Origin of the sequence: Rhodococcus sp. KRD162, assembly GCF_017168335.1 — a bacterium.
In the GTDB taxonomy this organism is placed as follows: Bacteria; Actinomycetota; Actinomycetes; order Mycobacteriales; family Mycobacteriaceae; genus Rhodococcoides.
Genome location: NZ_JABFAU010000013.1, coordinates 665,531 through 684,152 on the forward strand (window position 1 = coordinate 665,531; position 18,622 = coordinate 684,152).

The window sequence follows — 18,622 nt, forward strand, 5'->3', positions numbered from 1 at the left end:
CTGCCAGGCCGATTGGGAGTGCTCACTTACGACTCCTTCGATGCATCGTCTTCGGTGCCCACGGCATCCGGCTCGATCTCGTCGGCGTTGCGCGCGATTGCGAGCAGTGTGTCGCCTTCACCGAGATTCATCAACCGCACGCCCTTGGTCTGTCGGCCGGCCTTCCGAACCTGCTTGGCAGCGGTCCGGATTACGCCACCGCTGGAGGTGATGGCGTACAGCTCGTCCTCGTCGTCGACGATGAGAGCTCCCACAAGCGTGCCACGCTTCGGGTCGTACTGGATCGTCAGTACTCCCTTTCCGCCGCGGCCCTGCTGCGGGTAATCCTCCATCGCAGTGCGCTTGGCGTAGCCACCCGACGTCGCGACCAGCAGGAACTTGTTCTCACTGACGACGTTGAGGGAGAGCAGTTCGTCCTCACCGTTGAATCGCATGCCCTGCACACCGGATGTGGCGCGGCCCATCGGTCGCAGTACCTCGTCGGTGGCGGAGAACCGAATGGATTGACCCTGCGCCGACACGAGCAGCAGATCGTCCTCGGAGGACGCCAGAACCGCACCGACCAGTTCGTCCTCGCCGCGCAGGTTGACGGCAACGATGCCGCCACTGCGGTTGGAGTCGAAATCGGTCAGTCGCGACTTCTTGACCAGACCGCCCTTGGTGGCGAGCACCAGGTAGGGAGCGGCCTCGTAGGTCTTGATCTGAATGACCTGCGCGATGCGTTCGTCGGGCTGGAAGGCCAGCAGGTTCGCGACATGCTGTCCGCGTGCGGTTCGGTTCGCCTCGGGCAGCTCGTACGCCTTGGCCCGATAGACGCGGCCCTTGGTGGTGAAGAACAGGATCCAGTCGTGCGTCGAGCAGACGAAGAACTTGCTGACGATGTCGTCCTGCTTGAGGCCGGCCCCCATCACGCCCTTGCCGCCGCGCTTCTGCGAGCGGTAGAGATCGGTCTTGGTGCGCTTGGCGTATCCGGTCTCGGTGATCGTGACGACCACGTTCTCGCGGGCGATCAGGTCCTCGTCGTTGACGTCCCCGTCGGCGGCGATGATGCGGGTACGTCGGTCGTCGCCGAATTTCTCGACGATCTCGGACAGCTCGTCCCGAACGATCTGCCGCTGCCGCTCGGGCTTGGCCAGAATGTCCTGCAAGTCGGCAATCGTGCGTTCGAGTTCGGCCAACTCGTCGATGATCTTCTGACGCTCCAGGGCGGCGAGGCGCCGCAGCTGCATGTCAAGGATCGCCTGGGCCTGGATCTCGTCGATCTCGAGCAACGAGATCAAGCCCTGCCGTGCGTCGTCGACCGTCGGAGATGCCCGGATCAAGGCGATGACCTCGTCCAGAGCGTCGAGCGCCTTGACCAGTCCCCGCAGAATGTGGGCCCGTTCCTCTGCTCTGCGCAGCCGGTACCGGGTGCGGCGCACGATCACGTCGAGTTGATGGGCGACGTAGAGGCGGATCATCTGATCGAGCCGCAGCGTTCGAGGAACACCGTCGACGATCGAGAGCATGTTGGCACCGAAGCTCGTCTGCAGCTGCGAGTGCTTGTAGAGGTTGTTGAGCACCACCTTGGCGACGGCGTCGCGCTTGATCGTCACCACGATGCGCATGCCGACGCGATCGGAGGACTCGTCGTCGATCTTCGAGATTCCGGAGAGTTTGCCGTCGCGGACCTGCTCGGCGATGGAGGTGATCAGGTTGTCCGGGTTGACCTGGTACGGCAGTTCGGTGATGACGATCGTGGTGCGACCGTTGGAATCTTCTTCGATCTCGACGACGCCACGCATCCGGATGGACCCGCGACCGGTGGAGTACGCATCCTGAATGCCCTGGCTTCCGACGATGAGTCCGTGGGTCGGGAAATCGGGGCCCTTGACGCGTTCCATGCAGGCCGCCAGGGTGGCTTCCTCGTCGGCCTCGAAGTTGTCGAGAGCCCAGACCACCGCGTCCCCGAGTTCGCGCAGGTTGTGCGGGGGGATGTTGGTGGCCATGCCGACGGCGATACCGTTTGAGCCGTTCATCAACAGGTTCGGTACCCGCGACGGAAGTACTGTCGGCTCTTGGGTTTTGCCGTCGTAGTTGGGGATGAAGTCGACTGTTTCCTCGTCGATGTCGCGCAACATCTCCATGGCGAGCGGGGTCAACCGCGCCTCGGTGTATCGCATGGCTGCTGCACCGTCGTTGCCGCGCGAGCCGAAGTTGCCCTGGCCGTCGACCAGTGGGTACCGCATCGACCACGGCTGTGCCAGACGCACCAGTGCGTCGTAGATCGAGGTGTCGCCGTGGGGATGGTAGTTACCCATCGTTTCGGCAACGGGGCGTGCGGATTTGACGTAACTGCGGTCGGGACGGAATCCCGAGTCGTACATCGCGTAGAGCACCCGACGGTGCACCGGCTTGAGGCCGTCACGAACCTCGGGCAGGGCGCGCCCGACGATGACGCTCATCGCGTAGTCGATGTAGCTGCGCTGCATTTCCTGCTGGATGTCGACCGGATCGATCCGATCTCCACCCTCGGCGTTGGTGGTCGAACCCGGCGGGGGTCCTACCGGCGGTTCGGTGATGTCAGACATACAAATCTCCTCGAGAAACGGTCACCGGGGCACACCGAGAGAACACGTCGATGCGCCCGGGAAGTAACTAAACGTCAAGAAAGCGAACATCTTTCGCGTTGCGCGCGATGAAGCTGCGGCGTGCGGACACGTCCTCGCCCATCAGCACACTGAACAGTTCGTCCGCAGCGGCCGCATCGTCGAGCGTCACCAGCCGAAGCACTCGCACGGACGGGTCCATGGTGGTTTCCCACAGCTCCTTGGCATTCATCTCACCGAGGCCCTTGTAGCGCTGGACGCCGTCTTCGACGTTGATCTTGCGCTTGTTGGCCAGGCCGGCCTCGAGCAACCCGTCGCGCTCACGATCGGAGTATGCGAAGTCCGGTTCGCCGCGGCTCCACTTGAGCTTGTACAGCGGCGGCATGGCCAGGTACACGTGGCCGTTCTCGATCAACGGTCGCATGAATCGGAAGAGCAACGTCATCAGCAGCGTCGAGATGTGCTGACCGTCGACATCGGCATCGGCCATCAGCACGATCTTGTGATAGCGCAGTTTGGTGATGTCGAATTCGTCGTGGATGCCGGTGCCGAAGGCCGTGATGATGGCCTGGACCTCGTTGTTCTTGAGGACACGGTCGATCCGGGCCTTCTCGACGTTGATGATCTTTCCGCGCAGCGGCAGGATCGCCTGGAACATCGAGTCTCGACCCGACTTGGCCGAACCGCCTGCGGAGTCGCCCTCCACGATGTAGATCTCGGATTTGCTCGGGTCGTTGGAGCGGCAATCGGCGAGCTTGCCGGGCAGTCCACCGATATCGGTTGCGCTCTTGCGGCGCACCATCTCTCGTGCCTTACGCGCGGCCATCCGAGCCTGTGCGGAGGACACCGCCTTGTTGATGATGGTCTTGGCATCGGCCGGATTCGACTCGAACCAGTGCGAGAGATGCTCGTTGCACGCCTTGAGGACGAACGAGCGGATCTCGGTGTTACCGAGTTTGGTCTTGGTCTGGCCCTCGAACTGCGGCTCGCCCACGCGCACGGAGATGACTGCGGCCAGGCCCTCGCGGATGTCGTCGCCGGTGAGTTTGACGTCCTTCACCAGCTTCTTCTCGATCGCGTACTTGTTCACCGTGGAGGTCAACGCGGTACGGAAGCCCTCTTCGTGGGTACCGCCCTCGTGGGTGTTGATGGTGTTGGCGAATGTGTGCACCGACTCGGAGTAGCCGGCATTCCACTGCATGGCGATCTCGACCTCGTGGCCTTCACCCTTACCGGTGAACCCGACGACCGAGTTGTGGATAGCGGTCTTGGTTCGGTTGATGTGCTTGACGTAGTCGACCAGACCGTCGGGATAGTGGTAGGTCCGCTTGCGGACCTTGGCGGGCTTGGCGGCGGCCGCGTCGGCCTGCTCCTCCTCGGCCGTCTTGGGTGCCTCGGCGGTCTCGGCGAGTTCTTCCTCGGTCGCGTCGGTCGCTGCGACCCGCTCGTCGGTGAAGTTGATCGTCAGTCCCTTGTTCAGGAACGCCATCTCCTGCAACCGGCGGTGGACGGTCTCGAAGCTGAAGTCGAGTGTCTCGAAGATCTTGCCGTCCGGCCAGAAGCGAACGGTGGTGCCCTGACCGTCCGTTTTGCCCACGATCTCCAACGGACCGGGCTTCGCGTAGTCGTACGTCTGCTGATACACATTGCCGTCGCGCGGCAAGATCGTCAGTTCGACCTTGGTCGAGAGCGCGTTCACCACCGAGATACCGACACCGTGCAAGCCACCGGACACCGCGTAGGAGTCGGAGTCGAACTTGCCGCCCGCGTGGAGCTGGGTCATGACGACCTCGACGGTGGGAACTCCGGAGGCATGGAGTGCGACGGGAATTCCTCGACCGTCGTCCTTGACCTCGACGCTTCCGTCCTCGTGGATGGTCACATCCACGGTGGAGGCGTAGCCGGCCATGGCCTCGTCCACGGAGTTGTCGACGACCTCCCAGATCAGGTGATGCAGGCCTCGCTCACCGGTGGAACCGATGTACATACCAGGCCTCTTACGAACTGCTTCCAGTCCCTCGAGGACCGTGATGGACGAAGCGCCGTAGTCCTTGCTGTTCTCGTCGTTACCTGACTTCTGGGCAGCCACGGTTAGCTGGTTCTCCTTCTACGCGTCCACTACCCCGCTCACACCCCTGAGGGTGCTACCGCAGGAGCGGGCACGGTCGTCTCGACCGAGTCCGAGTCCGTGCGTTTTTCCGGGCTTCTCTCGTACCGGTCCATAGTACTGGTTGCCACTGACAGCATGGGCACGATGACACCCCTAAAAGGCCCCTGAATGCTCCACAGACGCATTTTTTCGATGCTGGACGACAAATATGGAGGGTAAATCCTGCGGCTCGGCTAGAGATCGAGCACAATCCGTTCGCCTTCGGAACGGGATACGCAGATCAGCATCTCGTGACGTTGTTCCTCGGCCGTGAGTCGATTCTCGCGGTGCTGCGGTGTTCCGCTCAGCACTCGAACCCGGCAGGTACCGCAGAAGCCCTGTTGACACGAATACGCGATGTCCGGCTTGAGACGCCGAATGGCATGCAGCGCAGTCTCTTCCGAACCGACCGTGATGATGTCTCCGGAGTCCACGAGCTGCACTTCGAATTCTCGACCGTTCTTCACCGGCGGTGGCGAGAAGCGCTCGAAATGCAGATGAGTAGCCGAAAGCGAGTCGAACGACGCCCGAACCAGATCGATCATCGGGGGTGGCCCACACACGTACACCGAACCACCCGAGACGGCATTACCGAGCAGATCCATGCTCGACGGCATGCCGTCCACATCGTCGGTCCTTATGGTCACGCAATCGGGTTCCCAGCTCTCGATCTCGTCGAGGAACGGCATCGATTCACGGGTGCGGCCGCAGTAGACGAGATGCCAGTCCATCCCGCACTCTCGGGCGCGACGCACCATCGAGATGATGGCGGTGATCCCGATTCCGCCGGCCACGAACACGGCATGTTCGGAGGGTACGAAAGGAAAACCGTTGCGCGGACCCCGAATTGCCACTTCATCACCGATTTGCAGGGTGTGCATCTCGGGCGATCCGCCGCCGCCGTCGCGCACCAGACGGACAGCGATGGAATAGGTATCGGCATCGGGTTCGCCGCACAACGAGTACTGCCGACGACGTCCGGACGGCAGATAGAAATCCAGGTGCATTCCTGGCGCCCACGCCGGAAGAGCCGATCCGTCGACGGCTGCGAACGTCAGTTTCACCACTTCCTCGTCGGCGCACAGCACCTCACGCGAGATCAGTGTCGCCGCATGAGTGCGTACGACCGGAGGCGCCGCGAACGACGGGTCGTAGTCGCCGTCGTCGAGGAGAGCGAACCACTTGTCCAATGCATCGGTCACCAGAGACACGGTCTGGTCCGGCTCGTCCCTGCCGTACAGGTTCCTCGGAATGGTGCGCCCGACCCGAAACGACTCCACCATCTTCGACATGGTGCCGAGCCTGCTGCGCAACCCACGTTTGGTCATCGATCGGCGGACCGAGCTGCCGGCGAGGTGGCCAGGTAGCGCACAGCCTGAGCCGTCGAACCTTCCTGGGAGGGGTGGTACGTGCTCTTGAAATAGCGCAACGAGGCCTTCGTGATCGCCATCGGCTTCGGAAACAGCCCAGCCTTGGTCACCTTCCGAAATTCCCGGAACGACGGCTTGCGCTGCTTGGCAGACAGGTGCGCCAACGTCGGATCTCGATCCATGAGGAATCGAACACCACGTCCCCAGAACCACACGAGAGTCGGTGCGATGACGACGTACGTGCGGATTCGGCGGGTCGGGCGAACATCGAAGTACCGCATCACCTCGTAGGCGACCGAACGATGTTCGACCTCCTCGGCACCGTGCCAACGCAACAGGTCCAACATGGCCGGATCGACGTCGGCCTCGTCCAGTTCGGTGGCATTGAGCACCCAATCGCCCAGAAACGCCGTCAGATGTTCGGCGGCGGCGATCAGTGCGAGCCGTTCGACGAGGCTGTTCTGGCCGTGGCCGGATCTGTTTCCGAGAGCTCGGCCGAAGAGAAACTTCATCTGGTCGACGTACGGATCGACATCGATGCCGTGTGCTCGGAGCTGATCGTGGACCTCGGTGTGTGCTTGCGCGTGCATGGCTTCCTGACCGATGAAACCGATGACATCGTCGCGGAGCTGGTCGTCGTGAATGAGCGGCAGCGCTTCTTTGAACGTACGCACGAACCACTCCTCCCCTTCGGGGAGAAGTAGGTGCATCACGTTGATCAGATGGGTCGCGAGAGGATTCCCGTCCATGTAGTGCAGCGGCAGCGTCTTCCAGTCGAATTCGACGTTGCGAGCATGCAGAACGACTCTGTCTTCGGGGGTTCCGTCGACATCGACGGCTGCTGTCGAAGTCTTCTTCGTGGGTGCAGACACTGAAATCTCCTCGTCCGATGGCACGCCGAACAGGTAATCGGTCCCCCGACCGTTACGTGTCGGGAATCACGCTACGCACATAGACCATGTCACAGCAACACAGCACCCAACGTCTGTTGAGGATCGCCTGGACCAGCTGGGATGCGAACGGGACATTGGTACGTGTCACTATCCGTACGTATCCCGCGGGCCCCTTCCTCGAATGTGCCGCTCACCCTTCCTCCAGCTCTGAGTCGTCGGTCCGGTGATCCGAAGTGACGTCACCACACCGTGACCGACCGCCGCGGCGATCTTGGCGAGGATCTGAGATTGCATCAGTCTCAGTTGCGTCGCCCACGCGGTGGACTCCGCAGAGATGCTCAGCACTCCGTCGGACAGACCCGTGGGTTCGGCATGGGCGGAAATGTCCTCACCGACGACACTCGACCAGCGCCCCAGCACCGCACCCTCGGAGACCTTCGCCGACCAACCCCGCTTGGACGCGATGGAGTTCGCCAGCGCACCCAGCGCCTGCGGATCCCGGTCGTCGGGACCCGCTCCCGACCAACCCCGTCGGCGACGCCCCCGCAGTGCACGCACCCCACCTGTGGGCGAGGACCGTCCCTGCCCCACCGACTTACCACTGGCCTTGGCCGCGGCACGCGCATCCTCGAGTGCACGGCGCGCCAGATCGACACCTTTCAGTTCCTGGGTCTGTTCCGGCTCTGCCGGCTCCATCTCGTCGTTCATCGGCCCTCGCCCTCGGACAGTGCACCGACGGTGCTGTTCGACAGATCCGTGATGCGCGAGATACGTCCTGCAGCACCGGATTCCGATCCCTGTTGGGCTTCGACGCCGTAGCGACGCGCCTCGAGCTCGGGTGGGACGTCCTCCGGTACCGCAGCGGTGATCAGCACCTGCTCGGCGCCGGCGGCAACGGTGGCCAACGCGGCACGCCGTTTCCGATCCAGCTCGGCGAACACGTCGTCGAGCATCAGAACAGGGTCGGTGCCGTCCTCCCGCAACAACCCGAACGATCCGAGTCGCAACGACAATGCGTAGGACCACGATTCGCCATGACTGGCAAAGCCTTTCGTCGGCTGATCACCGAGCATCAACTCGAGATCGTCCCGATGCGGGCCGACCAGACACACTCCGCGCTCGATCTCACGCTGCCGCATCACCGAAAGCCGGTGCAAGAAAGCAGCTTCCAGAACCTCGATATCGTCGGGCTCAGGCGCCCGATCGGGATCGGAGAACTCCGGTGGTAGCGCCTCGGCAAGGCTGCAGCGATAAGCGAAACCTGCCGGCCGGGACTGCGGGGCGATCGAACTGTAGGCCTGTTGCACGAAGGGAAGCAGCTCGTGCACCAAACCTATTCTCGCAGCGAGCAATCGAGCTCCATGCCCCGCCAGGTGGCCATCCCAGACATCGAGAGTTGCGAGGGCACTGGCACCGTCACTCGATGCCGAACCTCTCCGAAGAGACCCACTCGCGGTCTTGAGCAATGCCGATCGCTGCCGGAGAACTTTGTCGTAATCGGCACGGACAGTAGCCATTCGAGGTATCCGGGTGGTGAGCAACTCGTCCAGATACCGGCGACGCTCGCCGGGGTCACCGCGCACCAACGACAGGTCCTCCGGCGCGAACAACACACTCTGCAGCACGCCCAGAATCTCGCGCGGACGGCGCACCGGCGAGCGATTCATCCGAGCCTTGTTCGCCTTGCCGTCGAGCAGTTCCACGTCGATGATCAGCTCGCGGCCGTGGTTGACCACAGCACTACCGATCACCGCGTTGGACGCACCCGCCCGAATCATCGGCCCATCGGTCGACACGCGGTGCGAGGACAGCGTCGACAGATAGTTCAGCGACTCGAGCAAGTTCGTCTTACCGTGTCCGTTCGGTCCGACGAACACGGTCGATCCCGGTCCCAGATCGACCGTGACGTCGTCCCAGGATCGGAAATCGTGGAGCTGCAGCGAGCGAACGAACACTTACTCGGTGTGCTTCGGCGCCGGCGCGCGCAGGGTCTCGTCCGCGTCGGCCTTCTTGACCGCGTGACCACCGAACTGATTGCGCAACGCGGAAACGGCCTTCATGGCGGGCGAATCCTCTTGTCGGGAAGCGAATCTCGCGAACAATGCCGCTGAGATCACCGGAGCCGGAACAGCATGCCGAATTGCTTCCTCGACGGTCCACCGGCCCTCACCGGAATCCTCGGTGTATCCGGAGATCTCACTGAACTCGGGATCCTGACCGAGGGCCTCGACCAGAAGATCGAGTAGCCACGACCGCACGACCGTGCCCTTGCTCCAGGCCCGCAGCACTCCCTGCACGTCCTGCACCAATTCTTCGGCCTCGAGGATCTCGTATCCCTCGGCGTATGCCTGCATCAATCCGTATTCGATGCCGTTGTGCACCATCTTCGAGTAGTGACCGGCACCGACGGGCCCCGCGTGGACGAAACCGTCGGCGCGCTCGCCCTCGGGACGCAAGGCGTCGAAGATCGGCATCGCGCGGGCGACGTGATCGTCCTGACCACCCACCATCAACCCGTAGCCGTTCTTCAGTCCCCAGACGCCACCGGACACACCGGCATCGATGTAGCCGATTCCTTTGGCATCCAACAGCTCTGCGTTGGGCTTGTCATCGGTGAATCGCGAGTTTCCGCCATCGATGACCAGATCTCCCGGCTCGAGCACATCGGCGAGTCCATTCACGGTGTCGCGAGTGATCTTGCCGGAAGGAACCATCACCCACACCACCCGAGGCGCCGTGAGCGCCTCGGCCAGGCCTGCCAGCGACGGAGTGTCCGTCACTTCGGGACGCGGATCGTAGCCGATCACCTCGTGCCCGTGCTCGCGCAGCCTCTCGCGCATGTTGAAGCCCATTTTTCCGAGACCGACCAAGCCCAGCTGCATGATGAGGCGTCCTTGTCTGTGTCAGGTGGGGATTCGCGGTGTTACCCACGAACCCGGTGCGGAACTCCCGCCCGTTCAACAGTAACCAGGAAGGGATCAGCCCGGCAGCCTGACCGGCATCAGCAGGTAGGTGTATTCCGATTCCGGCGCCGCGAACTTGCCCGCATCGTCGGCCACGAGCTCGACGTCCGAGGTCGGACGCAACACGGCGGGCCGACTCGGAGTGGTGAACCCGAAGGTGACCTTGTCGCTGTGCAGCGAAGACAGGCCGTCGATCAGATATCCCGGGTTGAAGGCGATGGTCAGTGCTTCGCCCTGGAAATCGGCGGGCAGAGCCTCCTCGGCGCGACCTGCGTCGTCACCGCCTGCGGAGAGCAGAACCCCTTCGGAGTTGAATTCGAGGCGCACCTGGGCACCGCGCTCGGCGACGAGGGCAACACGCTTGATCGCCTCGACGAGCGGCGCGATCTCGAGAGTGGCCACCGCGGTGTGCTCGGCGGGCAGCAACTGACGAAACTTCGGGAATTCGGCGTCGAGCAGGCGGGTGGTGGTACGGCGCCCGTCGCTGACGATGCCGAGCAGGCCGTCGCTGCCGATGGACGATCCCGAACCGAGAGCGAGCTCGACGGGCGAGCCGGCGTTGCCGCCGAGAGTCTTCGCCGACTCGGACAGGGTCTTGGCCGGAATCAGCACCGCGGTGGTCGTGTCGGCACCAGCGGGGGTCCAGTCCACCTGGCGAACGGCCAGGCGGAAGCGATCGGTGGCCGCGAGAACGACGTTGGTGCCCTCGATCTCGACGCGGATACCGGTCAGCATCGGAAGCGTGTCGTCCTTGCCTGCGGCGATGGCGACCTGGGCGATGGCCTCCGAGAACACGTCACCTGCCAGCGAACCGGTTTGGCTGGGCAACTCGGGGAGCTGCGGATAGTCCTCGACCGGCATCGTCGGCAGCGAGAATTTCGCGCTCCCGCAGTTGATCAGAACCCGAGTTCCATCGACCGTCACGTCGACCGGCTTGTTCGGCAGCGACTTGGTGATATCGGCAAGTAGCTTGCCCGAGACCAGGACTCGGCCCGCGGTGGCGACTTCGGCCGATACTTTGACCTGCGCGGAGACCTCGTAGTCGAATCCCGAAACCGTCAGCCCCTGCTCGTCGGCGGCGAGAAGAACTCCACCGAGAACAGGAACGGGCGGGCGAGAGGGCAGGCTACGGGCCACCCACGCCACGGAATCGGAAAAATCTTCACGAGCAACGCGAAACTTCAAACTTCCAAGCTCCATCGCTCGGCATTTCCTCTCGTTCGGTGGCGTCGGTCTTCACGGCCAGCCGTGCAACCTCGATCGTTGCGGCTCGAACCGATGCAACGACGAGTCTGGCACATCCAGCGCAAGCACACCGTATGCCCTCGGAAGCGAAGTTGAAAGCTCGGGCACGAGCTCGCAGCATCCGCGGAACCTGCAATTCGGGGATCCGGCAGAGCCTGTGAACGGATCGTTCCCCAACACCTGTTTTCAAAGAAGTTCTTTCAAGGAGAAAACAGAAGTATTAGTAGGTCCTGTGGAATCTGTGTACGGACCATGTCCTGTGCTGGTGGCCGGGCGTGGTGTCGTGGGGATGAACTCGGGACCAATGTGCGGTTGACAACCGGCTGCCTGTGGACGAATCGCATCGGTGCACAGGCACCCACACTCCATCCCCAGAACTTCGATGTTGTCCACATGCTTATCCACAGGTGTGCATCAATGGTTGGTGCCTGAAAAATCGCGGTCGACATCGTCCCGGAGATCGGCGGCGATCGCGTCCGTGAACGCACAACGGCACCGAACCCGCGATGGGTTTCGGTGCCGTGTCCACTCGGTGGGGGTGCCGATCAGCCCTACCGTTTGGAGCGCTGCTTGATCCGTGCGGTGAGCTCCTGAACCTGGTCGTAGACCTTACGGCGTTCGGTCATCTCCTTGCGGATCTTCTTGTCCGCGTACATCACCGTGGTGTGATCGCGACCGAACGTCTGCCCGATCTTCGGCAACGACAGGTCGGTCAGTTCGCGGCAGAGATACATCGCTATCTGCCTGGCCATGGCCAATGCCCTGGCCTTTCCCGGGCCGCAGAGGTCCTCGATGGAGGTGTTGAAGTACTCGGCCGTGACAGCCATGATCGTGGCCGCGTTGATGTCCAGGCTCGACGAATCGGGAATGAGATCACGCAGTACCACCTCCGCCAGCGTCAGGTCGAGAGCTTGGCCGTTGAGTGATGCGAACGCCGTCACGCGAATGAGGGCGCCCTCGAGCTCACGGATGTTGCGTTCGATGCGGCTGGCGATCAGTTCGAGAACATCATGGGGCACATCGAGTCGATCCATCCGAGCCTTCTTGCTCAGGATGGCGATACGCGTCTCGAGCTCGGGTGGTTGCACATCGGTGATCAGACCCCACTCGAAGCGCGTGCGGAGCCGCTCCTCCAGCGTCGCCAACTGCTTCGGGGGCCGATCGGAGGAGACGACGATCTGCTTGTTCGCGTTGTGCAGGGTGTTGAAGGTGTGGAAGAACTCCTCCTGGATGCCTTCCTTGCCTTCGATGAACTGAATGTCGTCGACGAGCAATACATCGGTCTCGCGGTAGCGGCGTTTGAATGCCACCTTGCGGTCGTCACGAAGACTGTTGATGAAGTCGTTCGTGAACTCCTCGGTGGAGACGTACTTGACCCGCATACCCGGGAACAGACGCTGGGCATAGTGTCCCGCCGCGTGCAGCAGGTGCGTCTTGCCCAGCCCCGATGCACCCCACACGAACAGTGGGTTGTAGGCGCGAGCAGGTGCTTCGGCGATGGCCACCGCGGCGGCGTGAGCGAAGCGATTGGAGGCACCGATGACGAAGGTGTCGAAGGTGTATTTCGCGTTCAAGCTGTTGGCGCCGGACGACGGCGGCGAGGACTCGGGCGGCTTGGTGAAGTAGGTGGGCCACGAGTTCTGGACGCTGGCCAGTGCTTCGCGCTCGTCGTCGACTTCCTCGTAATCGGCAGTCTCGGAGTCCGAAGGCTCGTCGTCTCGGCTGGTCAGGATGCGCCGCCGGTATGTGGGCGAGCTGACCGCGTCGGGGTAGGCGGACCGCTCGGAATCGGCCTTCTCGTCCTCGGGAGCGGAGATGCGGACACCGAGACCCTCGACACCCTGGCCGAGGTGTCGTCCGAGAGCACCGAGAATCGGCTCTCGCAGGTCTCGTTCGATCGCTTCCTGAGCGAAGGTCGACGGTACCGCCAGCAAGGCGAATCCCTGCGTCAACGTCAGAGGTTCGACCAGGGCGAGCCAAGCCTTCTGGCCCTTGGTCAGCGGAGACCCACTGTGTCGGTCGGATGTGAGTTCCGCGACCACCTCGGGCCAGATGCGCGTGAGCGCATCTGGATCGTCGTTCACGTCGATTCCTCCGTAGTAAAGCGTTGGTCTCGTGCGGCACGACGCACGAATATCGCGCATCCGTTTTCACCCGCGTCGTCGCGTTCTCGGATAACGTCGTCGATCGTGCGTCGCTGCGGCCGAGACCAGGGCCCGTGGGTGGACCCCGCAAGGTACGAATATGCCACCTGAACTGTGTTTCCACACAATTATCCACAGGTGTGGATAAACGACACCGATGTGACGCCGCCTCGCTCGACCCTCCGTGCTACGGCGATCCCATGAGTCTGACCTGCACCGATGGCAATTGTCTGTCCTGTGATCGGAGGACGTGACTGCGTGCCATGGACCCATCGCAATCGATTCGACGTTCCGGCTGCGAGGCGATCGGCGAAGCCTGTGCATGAAAGACGACGTGGACCGGTGCGGAGCGAGTTTGACCACCGATGGCTCGATCAGTACTCTCGAACAGTCACCCAATAGCGAGGTGGCCGATGCTTGCTGGCTGCTTACAGTCTGTGTTCACTCGGATTACTCGCTCGGGAGGCTAGCAAGTTCATCCGAACTCGCTGAAGAACCTTTACAGCAGGCGCCGACCGATCGGCGTCGTCGAATCTCGAGGAGTGTTGACCGTGGCCAAGGGCAAGCGGACGTTCCAGCCGAACAATCGCCGCCGCGCGCGCGTTCATGGCTTCCGTCTTCGTATGCGTACCCGTGCGGGTCGTGCAATCGTTTCCGCACGTCGCGGCAAGGGCCGTAAAGAACTCACAGCCTGATATCCGTTCGTCCGAAGCTTGGAGCTCGGGATGCTTCCTGAGCCGAATCGACTACACCGAGCACGTGATTTCTCCGTCGCGGTGCGTCGAGGACGCCGAATGGGTCGATCGGATCTGGTCGTCCACGCTGTTGTGCGTGACGAACCGGATATTGCATCGACCATTCGGGGTCCACGCTTCGGATTGATCGTCAGTAAGGCAGTCGGGCCGGCCGTAACTCGTCATCGAGTTGCGCGCCGGCTTCGGCATATCTGTAGCGAGGTCATCGGTGAGCTCCCAGAGTCCACCGACATAGTGATTCGTGCCCTGCCAGGCGCCGCGCACGCGACTTCGGCACAGTTAATCGTTCAATTGCGATCAGGAATGAAGAAGCTCGGTCTTCTCGAAGCTCCGAAGGGTCCGCCGTCATGACATTCATGGGCAACCTTCGTTCCATCCCTGCTCGTACACTCATCCGCTGCATCGGGTTGTACCGGACATACGTGTCCCCGATGCGCCCTCCCACCTGCCGTTTCTTCCCCACCTGCAGTGAGTACGCCATCGATGCTCTGCAGGCACATGGGATTGTGAAGGGCTCGTTGCTGGCAGTCGTCCGTCTCCTCAAATGTGCCCCCTGGCACTCTGGAGGGTGGGACCCCGTGCCCGAGCCCGGTAGGTGGCGCGCGACCGTCACCGAGCTGACCGAACCTGAACAACACCACGATCTCGCGCGAGTGGAAGAACAGAGGAGTACATAGAGCCGTGCTCGACTTCATTTACTACCCGGTTGCCTGGATTCTCTGGGTGTGGCACAAGGTGTTCGGCTTTGTGTTCCAGGATCCCAGCAACGGCTTCGCCTGGGCGCTGTCCGTCGTCTTCCTCGTCTTCACGCTCCGCTTGATTCTCTACAAGCCCTTCGTCAAGCAGGTGCGCACCACTCGGCAGATGCAGGAGTTGCAGCCGCAGATCAAGGCGCTGCAGAAGAAGTACGGCAAAGACAAGCAAAAAATGGCCGTCGAGATGCAGAAGCTGCAGAAGGAACACGGGTTCAACCCCCTGATGGGTTGCCTCCCGGTGTTGGCCCAGGCACCTGTGTTCATCGGCTTGTTCCATGTGCTGCGGTCGTTCAACCGGACCGGTACCGGTATCGGTCAGCTGGGGTTGACCCCGGAGGAGAACCGCCAGCTGGCCAACTACGCCTTCGATGTCTCGGATGTGCAGTCGTTCCTGGACGCGCGACTGTTCGGCGCCCCGATCTCGGCGTGGATCACCATGCCTCAGCAGCAGTTGGACGCCTTCGCGGTGGGCCCGAACGCATCCATTCCGCAAACGTGGGTCATCGCCGCTGTGTCGATCCCACTGATGATCATTGCTGCGATCATGACCCACCTGAACTCGCGCGCCTCCGTGGCTCGCCAGAGCGCGGCTGCTGCGGCGAACCCGCAGTCTGCGATCATGAACAAGCTGGCTCTGTACGTGTTCCCGCTCGGCGTACTGGTGTTCGGTGCCCTTCTGCCGATCGCAATCCTGCTGTACTGGGTGAGCAACAACACCTGGACCTACGCTCAGCAGCACTTGGTCTTTGGAAAGATCGACAGGGAGGAAGCAGCCAAGGCTGCCGCTGCAGTCGAGAAGCGTTCCGAAAATGCGCCGAAGCCCGGTGTGAAGCCGGTATCGACCGCCAAGCCGAAGCCGGGTGCCCGCCCCAAGCTGTCCAAGATGGCACCGGCGGACGAGGCCACGAAGGCCAGCGGTGGCGACACCTCGGGTGCTTCCAGCGGCGCGTCGTCCCCGGTCAAGCCGAGACCGCAGGGGAACCGGAACAAGTCGACCAAGCGCAAGCGGCGCTGACCGACCCGTCGAGAGAAGGACGAACATGGCAGCGGACGTAGAAGAAGCTCAGAACGACGAAGCACAGAACACAGGCGATGCGGTTTCCGGGGATGGAGTGAATGACGTGATGGTCGAGACCGGTCAGCTCAGTGCGGTCGACGCGGATTCGGACGAGAGTTCCGTGGTCGAGGAACCAGCTGCAGTCGCCGCGGACTCCAGTACCGGACAGAAGGCCGGCGTGCAGGCGTCCGATGATGATGATGACGACGACGAGGACGACGAGGACTATCTGGTCGAAGAAGGTGAGATCGCCGGGGATTACCTCGAGCAGCTGCTCGACGTCCTCGATTTCGACGGAGACATCGATCTCGATGTGGAGGGTGATCGGGCGATCGTCAGCATCGACGGCGGGGACGATCTCGCCAAACTCGTCGGACGCAAAGGCGAGGTTCTCGATGCGCTGCAGGAACTGACCCGTTTGGCCGTTCAGCAGTCGACCGGTGAGCGCAGCAAACTGATGCTCGATGTCGCCGGATGGCGTGCGAGCCGGCGCACCGAGCTCGGCAACCTCGGTGCGGAAGCCGCGCGGCGTGTGCTGGAATCGGGTGAGCGCGAAGAGCTGACTCCGATGACTCCTTTCGAGCGGAAGATCGTGCACGACGCGGTCGCCAAGATCGACGGCGTCGCGAGCGAGAGCACCGGCGTCGAGCCATCCCGACGGGTCGTCGTCGTCAAGGCGTGACGGTGTTCTGAAGTCGGTGGTGTTCTGAAGTCGGCGGACCTCACTGCGAACTGCTCCCCGGAAGTTGGACTGTGAATACAGTCTCGACTCCCGGGGAGCAGTTGTATCAGGGGCTGCCCCGGTGGGTGCTCGGTGAACCCCGAACAGAGCCCGCAAGGGTGCTATCGCACCGCGGAGCGAACGATCTCACTGATGCGTGCTTCGGTGGTCTCGTCGAGGTCGTCGAGATACCACGCTGCCGGCGAAAGAAGGCCATCTGGGCCACCGGCCGGCTCGAATGCCGCTTTTTCTGTGACGCTCAGATTCATCAGTTCGTCGTTGCGCAAAGAGATCAGTGCCGGCGTGCTCGCTGACTTGGCGTAGGCAGGCATTCCGTACCAGATGCGCGGCCTTAACTCAGGAGCAGCCGAGACGATGACCTCGTGCACTCGACGCATCACGCTCCGTCGGGGACTGCGCGACGGTCAGCGTCGCAACGGGTGCAGACTTTCAAAATCCTCTCGAAACGGGCACCCGTTACCGAACCGTCCGGGCGGTCCCACTCTCGGCGGCCAGGCCGCTTCGACGGGGTCATGGTGGATTGTTTGCTGATTCGGGAGATCACGGCGGGGGAAAATTACATTGATGTTGTTCTGTTCGACTCGTATCCGCTGGACATGCGAATAGTAGGTCTTTTCGTCACTGTGACGGCAAGTTTCCTCGGAGTTTTTGTTTCACACAGTGTCAGTGATCGGTTGTTTCACGTGAAACACCAGAAAGGTCGATGGAACCGAACGGGCCCGCGTCACGGTGAATCCCGATGGATTTCGGTTGGACGCTATGACGGAATCTGTTGGTCGTCTGAGCCTCGATCGTCAGTACGTCATGCTGTGCAAGCGGGGACGGCCCGGACCGGGTTCACGCGGTGCGGGACGTGCTTCTCCGTTGTACCTGTGGCGGGAGGTTATGCAGAGCGATCGGTTGCTGGGTCCGCGCAAGAACTGAGCTGCACAGGCAGTGTGGTGATGCCTGCGCGGGTGATGCCCGGGTGCTGTGTTCTTTGGCTGCTGTGTTGTTCGACGCTGTGGTTCCAACGCCACAATCCCGTGCGCGATGCCACGCGGGATGCGGCTATCCCGCTGTGGGGATTCGACGCTGACCGAGGACCTCGGCTCGTCTCCCCCGGCGACGTGGATCTGCTCGGGGAAGGTGGCTCGCATTGCATCGGCGAGCGACTCGAGGGGGCTGGTGTGTGGACTCGCAGTTCGGCGATTCTGACAGGACGTGTGTGTGCGCTCCGGTGGTGGCGGCCAAGTTTTGTGTGGGCGCGCGGTCACGGTAGCCAGGCCGGTCTCGAGTTCAGAAGTGGGACGCCGTTGCCGAGCGGGCCGGACGAAGTTTCACGTGAAACAACGGCAGACGGCTAGTCGGGGGTACGCGGTCTCGGCGTCGATGCGCTGGGATTCGTTCAGTCGTGCATAGCCGGATGAAGACACGGTCGGAGGAGATCGGGGTTCGAGGTGCCCGGAGTCGGACGCGCTTGGAGTCGGACGTGCTTGGAGTCGGATGTTCTTGGAGTCGGAACGGTCGGCGCACCGAACTTCAGCTTCGTTAGAACCGGCAACCGCCCGGGCTGTATCGCGTCGCGACGCGTGGGTGGCGCCAGTTGGTCATCCGATAGGAGGCCGTTCCGGGTCGACTTCGCCGGCGATCAACCCGTCTCCCACTCAGGACCCCTGATGCCGAAGATCTTCTCAGAGCCGGCAACGTTCACAGAGGACGACCGCGACAGTGAGGCGAAGGCGTCGGTCACCAGACCTAGCGCGCGTAGCAACGTGGAACCCAGAATCCGTGTGTTGATGCGGATCCGTGGAGATCGACGATCGGGTCTGCAACTTGTGCCTGGGTGATACGACACCTGTGAGCGCTAGGTCCGATCGGGATCCGGTGTCGGCATCTGGACTTCTCGATCACCGGAATAGGGAGTAAGTGCCGACTCGTACTCGATGTGACCGAGGAACGGCCCAACGCCCGATCGACCC

At 62.4% G+C, this 18,622-nt stretch carries 15 protein-coding genes; 5 read left to right on the forward strand and 10 right to left on the reverse strand.

The window, feature by feature from the left end; translation table 11 throughout:
• Nucleotides 1–26: 26 nt before the first annotated feature.
• The 9 genes from gyrA to dnaA form a co-directional block, all read right to left on the reverse strand.
• Nucleotides 27–2,570 (reverse strand): DNA gyrase subunit A, encoded by a 2,544-nt coding sequence (gene gyrA / locus J1M87_RS20305; protein WP_206491349.1) that lies wholly within the window; start codon nt 2,568–2,570, stop codon nt 27–29.
• Between the two features lie 67 nt (nt 2,571–2,637).
• A complete protein-coding gene (gene gyrB, locus J1M87_RS20310; protein WP_206491351.1) occupies nt 2,638–4,677 on the reverse strand; it encodes a DNA topoisomerase (ATP-hydrolyzing) subunit B in 2,040 nt (679 codons plus the stop codon).
• Between the two features lie 254 nt (nt 4,678–4,931).
• Nucleotides 4,932–6,065 (reverse strand): PDR/VanB family oxidoreductase, encoded by a 1,134-nt coding sequence (locus J1M87_RS20315; protein WP_206491352.1) that lies wholly within the window; start codon nt 6,063–6,065, stop codon nt 4,932–4,934.
• Nucleotides 6,062–6,979 (reverse strand): metal-dependent hydrolase, encoded by a 918-nt coding sequence (locus J1M87_RS20320; RefSeq protein WP_206491353.1) that lies wholly within the window; start codon nt 6,977–6,979, stop codon nt 6,062–6,064. The genes J1M87_RS20315 and J1M87_RS20320 overlap by 4 nt, the downstream gene beginning before the upstream one ends.
• Nucleotides 6,980–7,147: 168 nt before the next feature.
• Nucleotides 7,148–7,708, reverse strand: coding sequence for a DUF721 family protein (locus tag J1M87_RS20325; protein ID WP_206491354.1), 561 nt, complete (start codon nt 7,706–7,708; stop codon nt 7,148–7,150).
• Nucleotides 7,705–8,955, reverse strand: coding sequence for a DNA replication/repair protein RecF (gene recF / locus J1M87_RS20330; RefSeq protein WP_206491355.1), 1,251 nt, complete (start codon nt 8,953–8,955; stop codon nt 7,705–7,707). The genes J1M87_RS20325 and recF overlap by 4 nt, the downstream gene beginning before the upstream one ends.
• Nucleotides 8,956–9,882, reverse strand: coding sequence for a phosphogluconate dehydrogenase (NAD(+)-dependent, decarboxylating) (gene gnd / locus J1M87_RS20335; protein ID WP_206491357.1), 927 nt, complete (start codon nt 9,880–9,882; stop codon nt 8,956–8,958).
• A gap of 96 nt (nt 9,883–9,978) precedes the next feature.
• Nucleotides 9,979–11,163, reverse strand: coding sequence for a DNA polymerase III subunit beta (dnaN, locus tag J1M87_RS20340; protein WP_206491359.1), 1,185 nt, complete (start codon nt 11,161–11,163; stop codon nt 9,979–9,981).
• Nucleotides 11,164–11,759: 596 nt separating this feature from the next.
• Nucleotides 11,760–13,292, reverse strand: coding sequence for a chromosomal replication initiator protein DnaA (dnaA, locus tag J1M87_RS20345; RefSeq protein ID WP_206491361.1), 1,533 nt, complete (start codon nt 13,290–13,292; stop codon nt 11,760–11,762).
• Nucleotides 13,293–13,903: 611 nt separating this feature from the next.
• On the opposite strand from dnaA, the gene rpmH reads away from it, so the two are divergent.
• The 5 genes from rpmH to J1M87_RS20370 are packed head-to-tail and all read left to right on the forward strand — an operon-like array spanning nt 13,904 to nt 16,601.
• Nucleotides 13,904–14,047, forward strand: coding sequence for a 50S ribosomal protein L34 (gene rpmH, locus J1M87_RS20350; RefSeq protein WP_026347786.1), 144 nt, complete (start codon nt 13,904–13,906; stop codon nt 14,045–14,047).
• 30 nt (nt 14,048–14,077) lie between these two features.
• Nucleotides 14,078–14,458: a ribonuclease P protein component gene (gene rnpA, locus J1M87_RS20355; protein WP_206491363.1), complete on the forward strand. Its 381-nt coding sequence runs from the start codon at nt 14,078–14,080 to the stop codon at nt 14,456–14,458.
• Nucleotides 14,455–14,784 carry a membrane protein insertion efficiency factor YidD gene (gene yidD / locus J1M87_RS20360; protein WP_206491365.1) on the forward strand — a complete coding sequence of 110 codons (330 nt, stop codon included), beginning with the start codon at nt 14,455–14,457 and terminating at the stop codon, nt 14,782–14,784. Before rnpA ends, yidD begins: the two co-directional genes overlap by 4 nt.
• Before the next feature lie 4 nt (nt 14,785–14,788).
• Complete coding sequence (gene yidC / locus J1M87_RS20365) at nt 14,789–15,877, forward strand: membrane protein insertase YidC (RefSeq protein ID WP_206491367.1); 1,089 nt, start codon at nt 14,789–14,791, stop codon at nt 15,875–15,877.
• Nucleotides 15,878–15,902: 25 nt separating this feature from the next.
• Nucleotides 15,903–16,601 (forward strand): R3H domain-containing nucleic acid-binding protein, encoded by a 699-nt coding sequence (locus J1M87_RS20370; RefSeq protein ID WP_241257156.1) that lies wholly within the window; start codon nt 15,903–15,905, stop codon nt 16,599–16,601.
• A gap of 161 nt (nt 16,602–16,762) precedes the next feature.
• Here the strand turns inward: J1M87_RS20370 and J1M87_RS20375 are convergent, their stop codons facing one another.
• The gene (locus J1M87_RS20375) at nt 16,763–17,038 is read right to left on the reverse strand and encodes a DUF1801 domain-containing protein (protein WP_206491368.1); all 276 of its coding nucleotides are present in this window, start codon (nt 17,036–17,038) and stop codon (nt 16,763–16,765) included.
• Between the last annotated feature and the right edge of the window lie 1,584 nt (nt 17,039–18,622).

Excerpts from the sequence above, each read along its gene's own strand:
- gyrA (WP_206491349.1), bottom strand. The coding sequence starts at position 2,570 with ATGTCTGACATCACCGAACCGCCGGTAGGACCCCCGCCGGGTTCGACC.
- J1M87_RS20315 (WP_206491352.1), bottom strand. The coding sequence starts at position 6,065 with ATGACCAAACGTGGGTTGCGCAGCAGGCTCGGCACCATGTCGAAGATG.
- J1M87_RS20325 (WP_206491354.1), bottom strand. The coding sequence starts at position 7,708 with ATGAACGACGAGATGGAGCCGGCAGAGCCGGAACAGACCCAGGAACTG.
- gnd (WP_206491357.1), bottom strand. The coding sequence starts at position 9,882 with ATGCAGCTGGGCTTGGTCGGTCTCGGAAAAATGGGCTTCAACATGCGC.
- dnaN (WP_206491359.1), bottom strand. The coding sequence starts at position 11,163 with ATGGAGCTTGGAAGTTTGAAGTTTCGCGTTGCTCGTGAAGATTTTTCC.
- rnpA (WP_206491363.1), top strand. The coding sequence starts at position 14,078 with ATGCTTCCTGAGCCGAATCGACTACACCGAGCACGTGATTTCTCCGTC.
- yidD (WP_206491365.1), top strand. The coding sequence starts at position 14,455 with ATGACATTCATGGGCAACCTTCGTTCCATCCCTGCTCGTACACTCATC.
- J1M87_RS20370 (WP_241257156.1), top strand. The coding sequence starts at position 15,903 with ATGGCAGCGGACGTAGAAGAAGCTCAGAACGACGAAGCACAGAACACA.
- J1M87_RS20375 (WP_206491368.1), bottom strand. The coding sequence starts at position 17,038 with ATGCGTCGAGTGCACGAGGTCATCGTCTCGGCTGCTCCTGAGTTAAGG.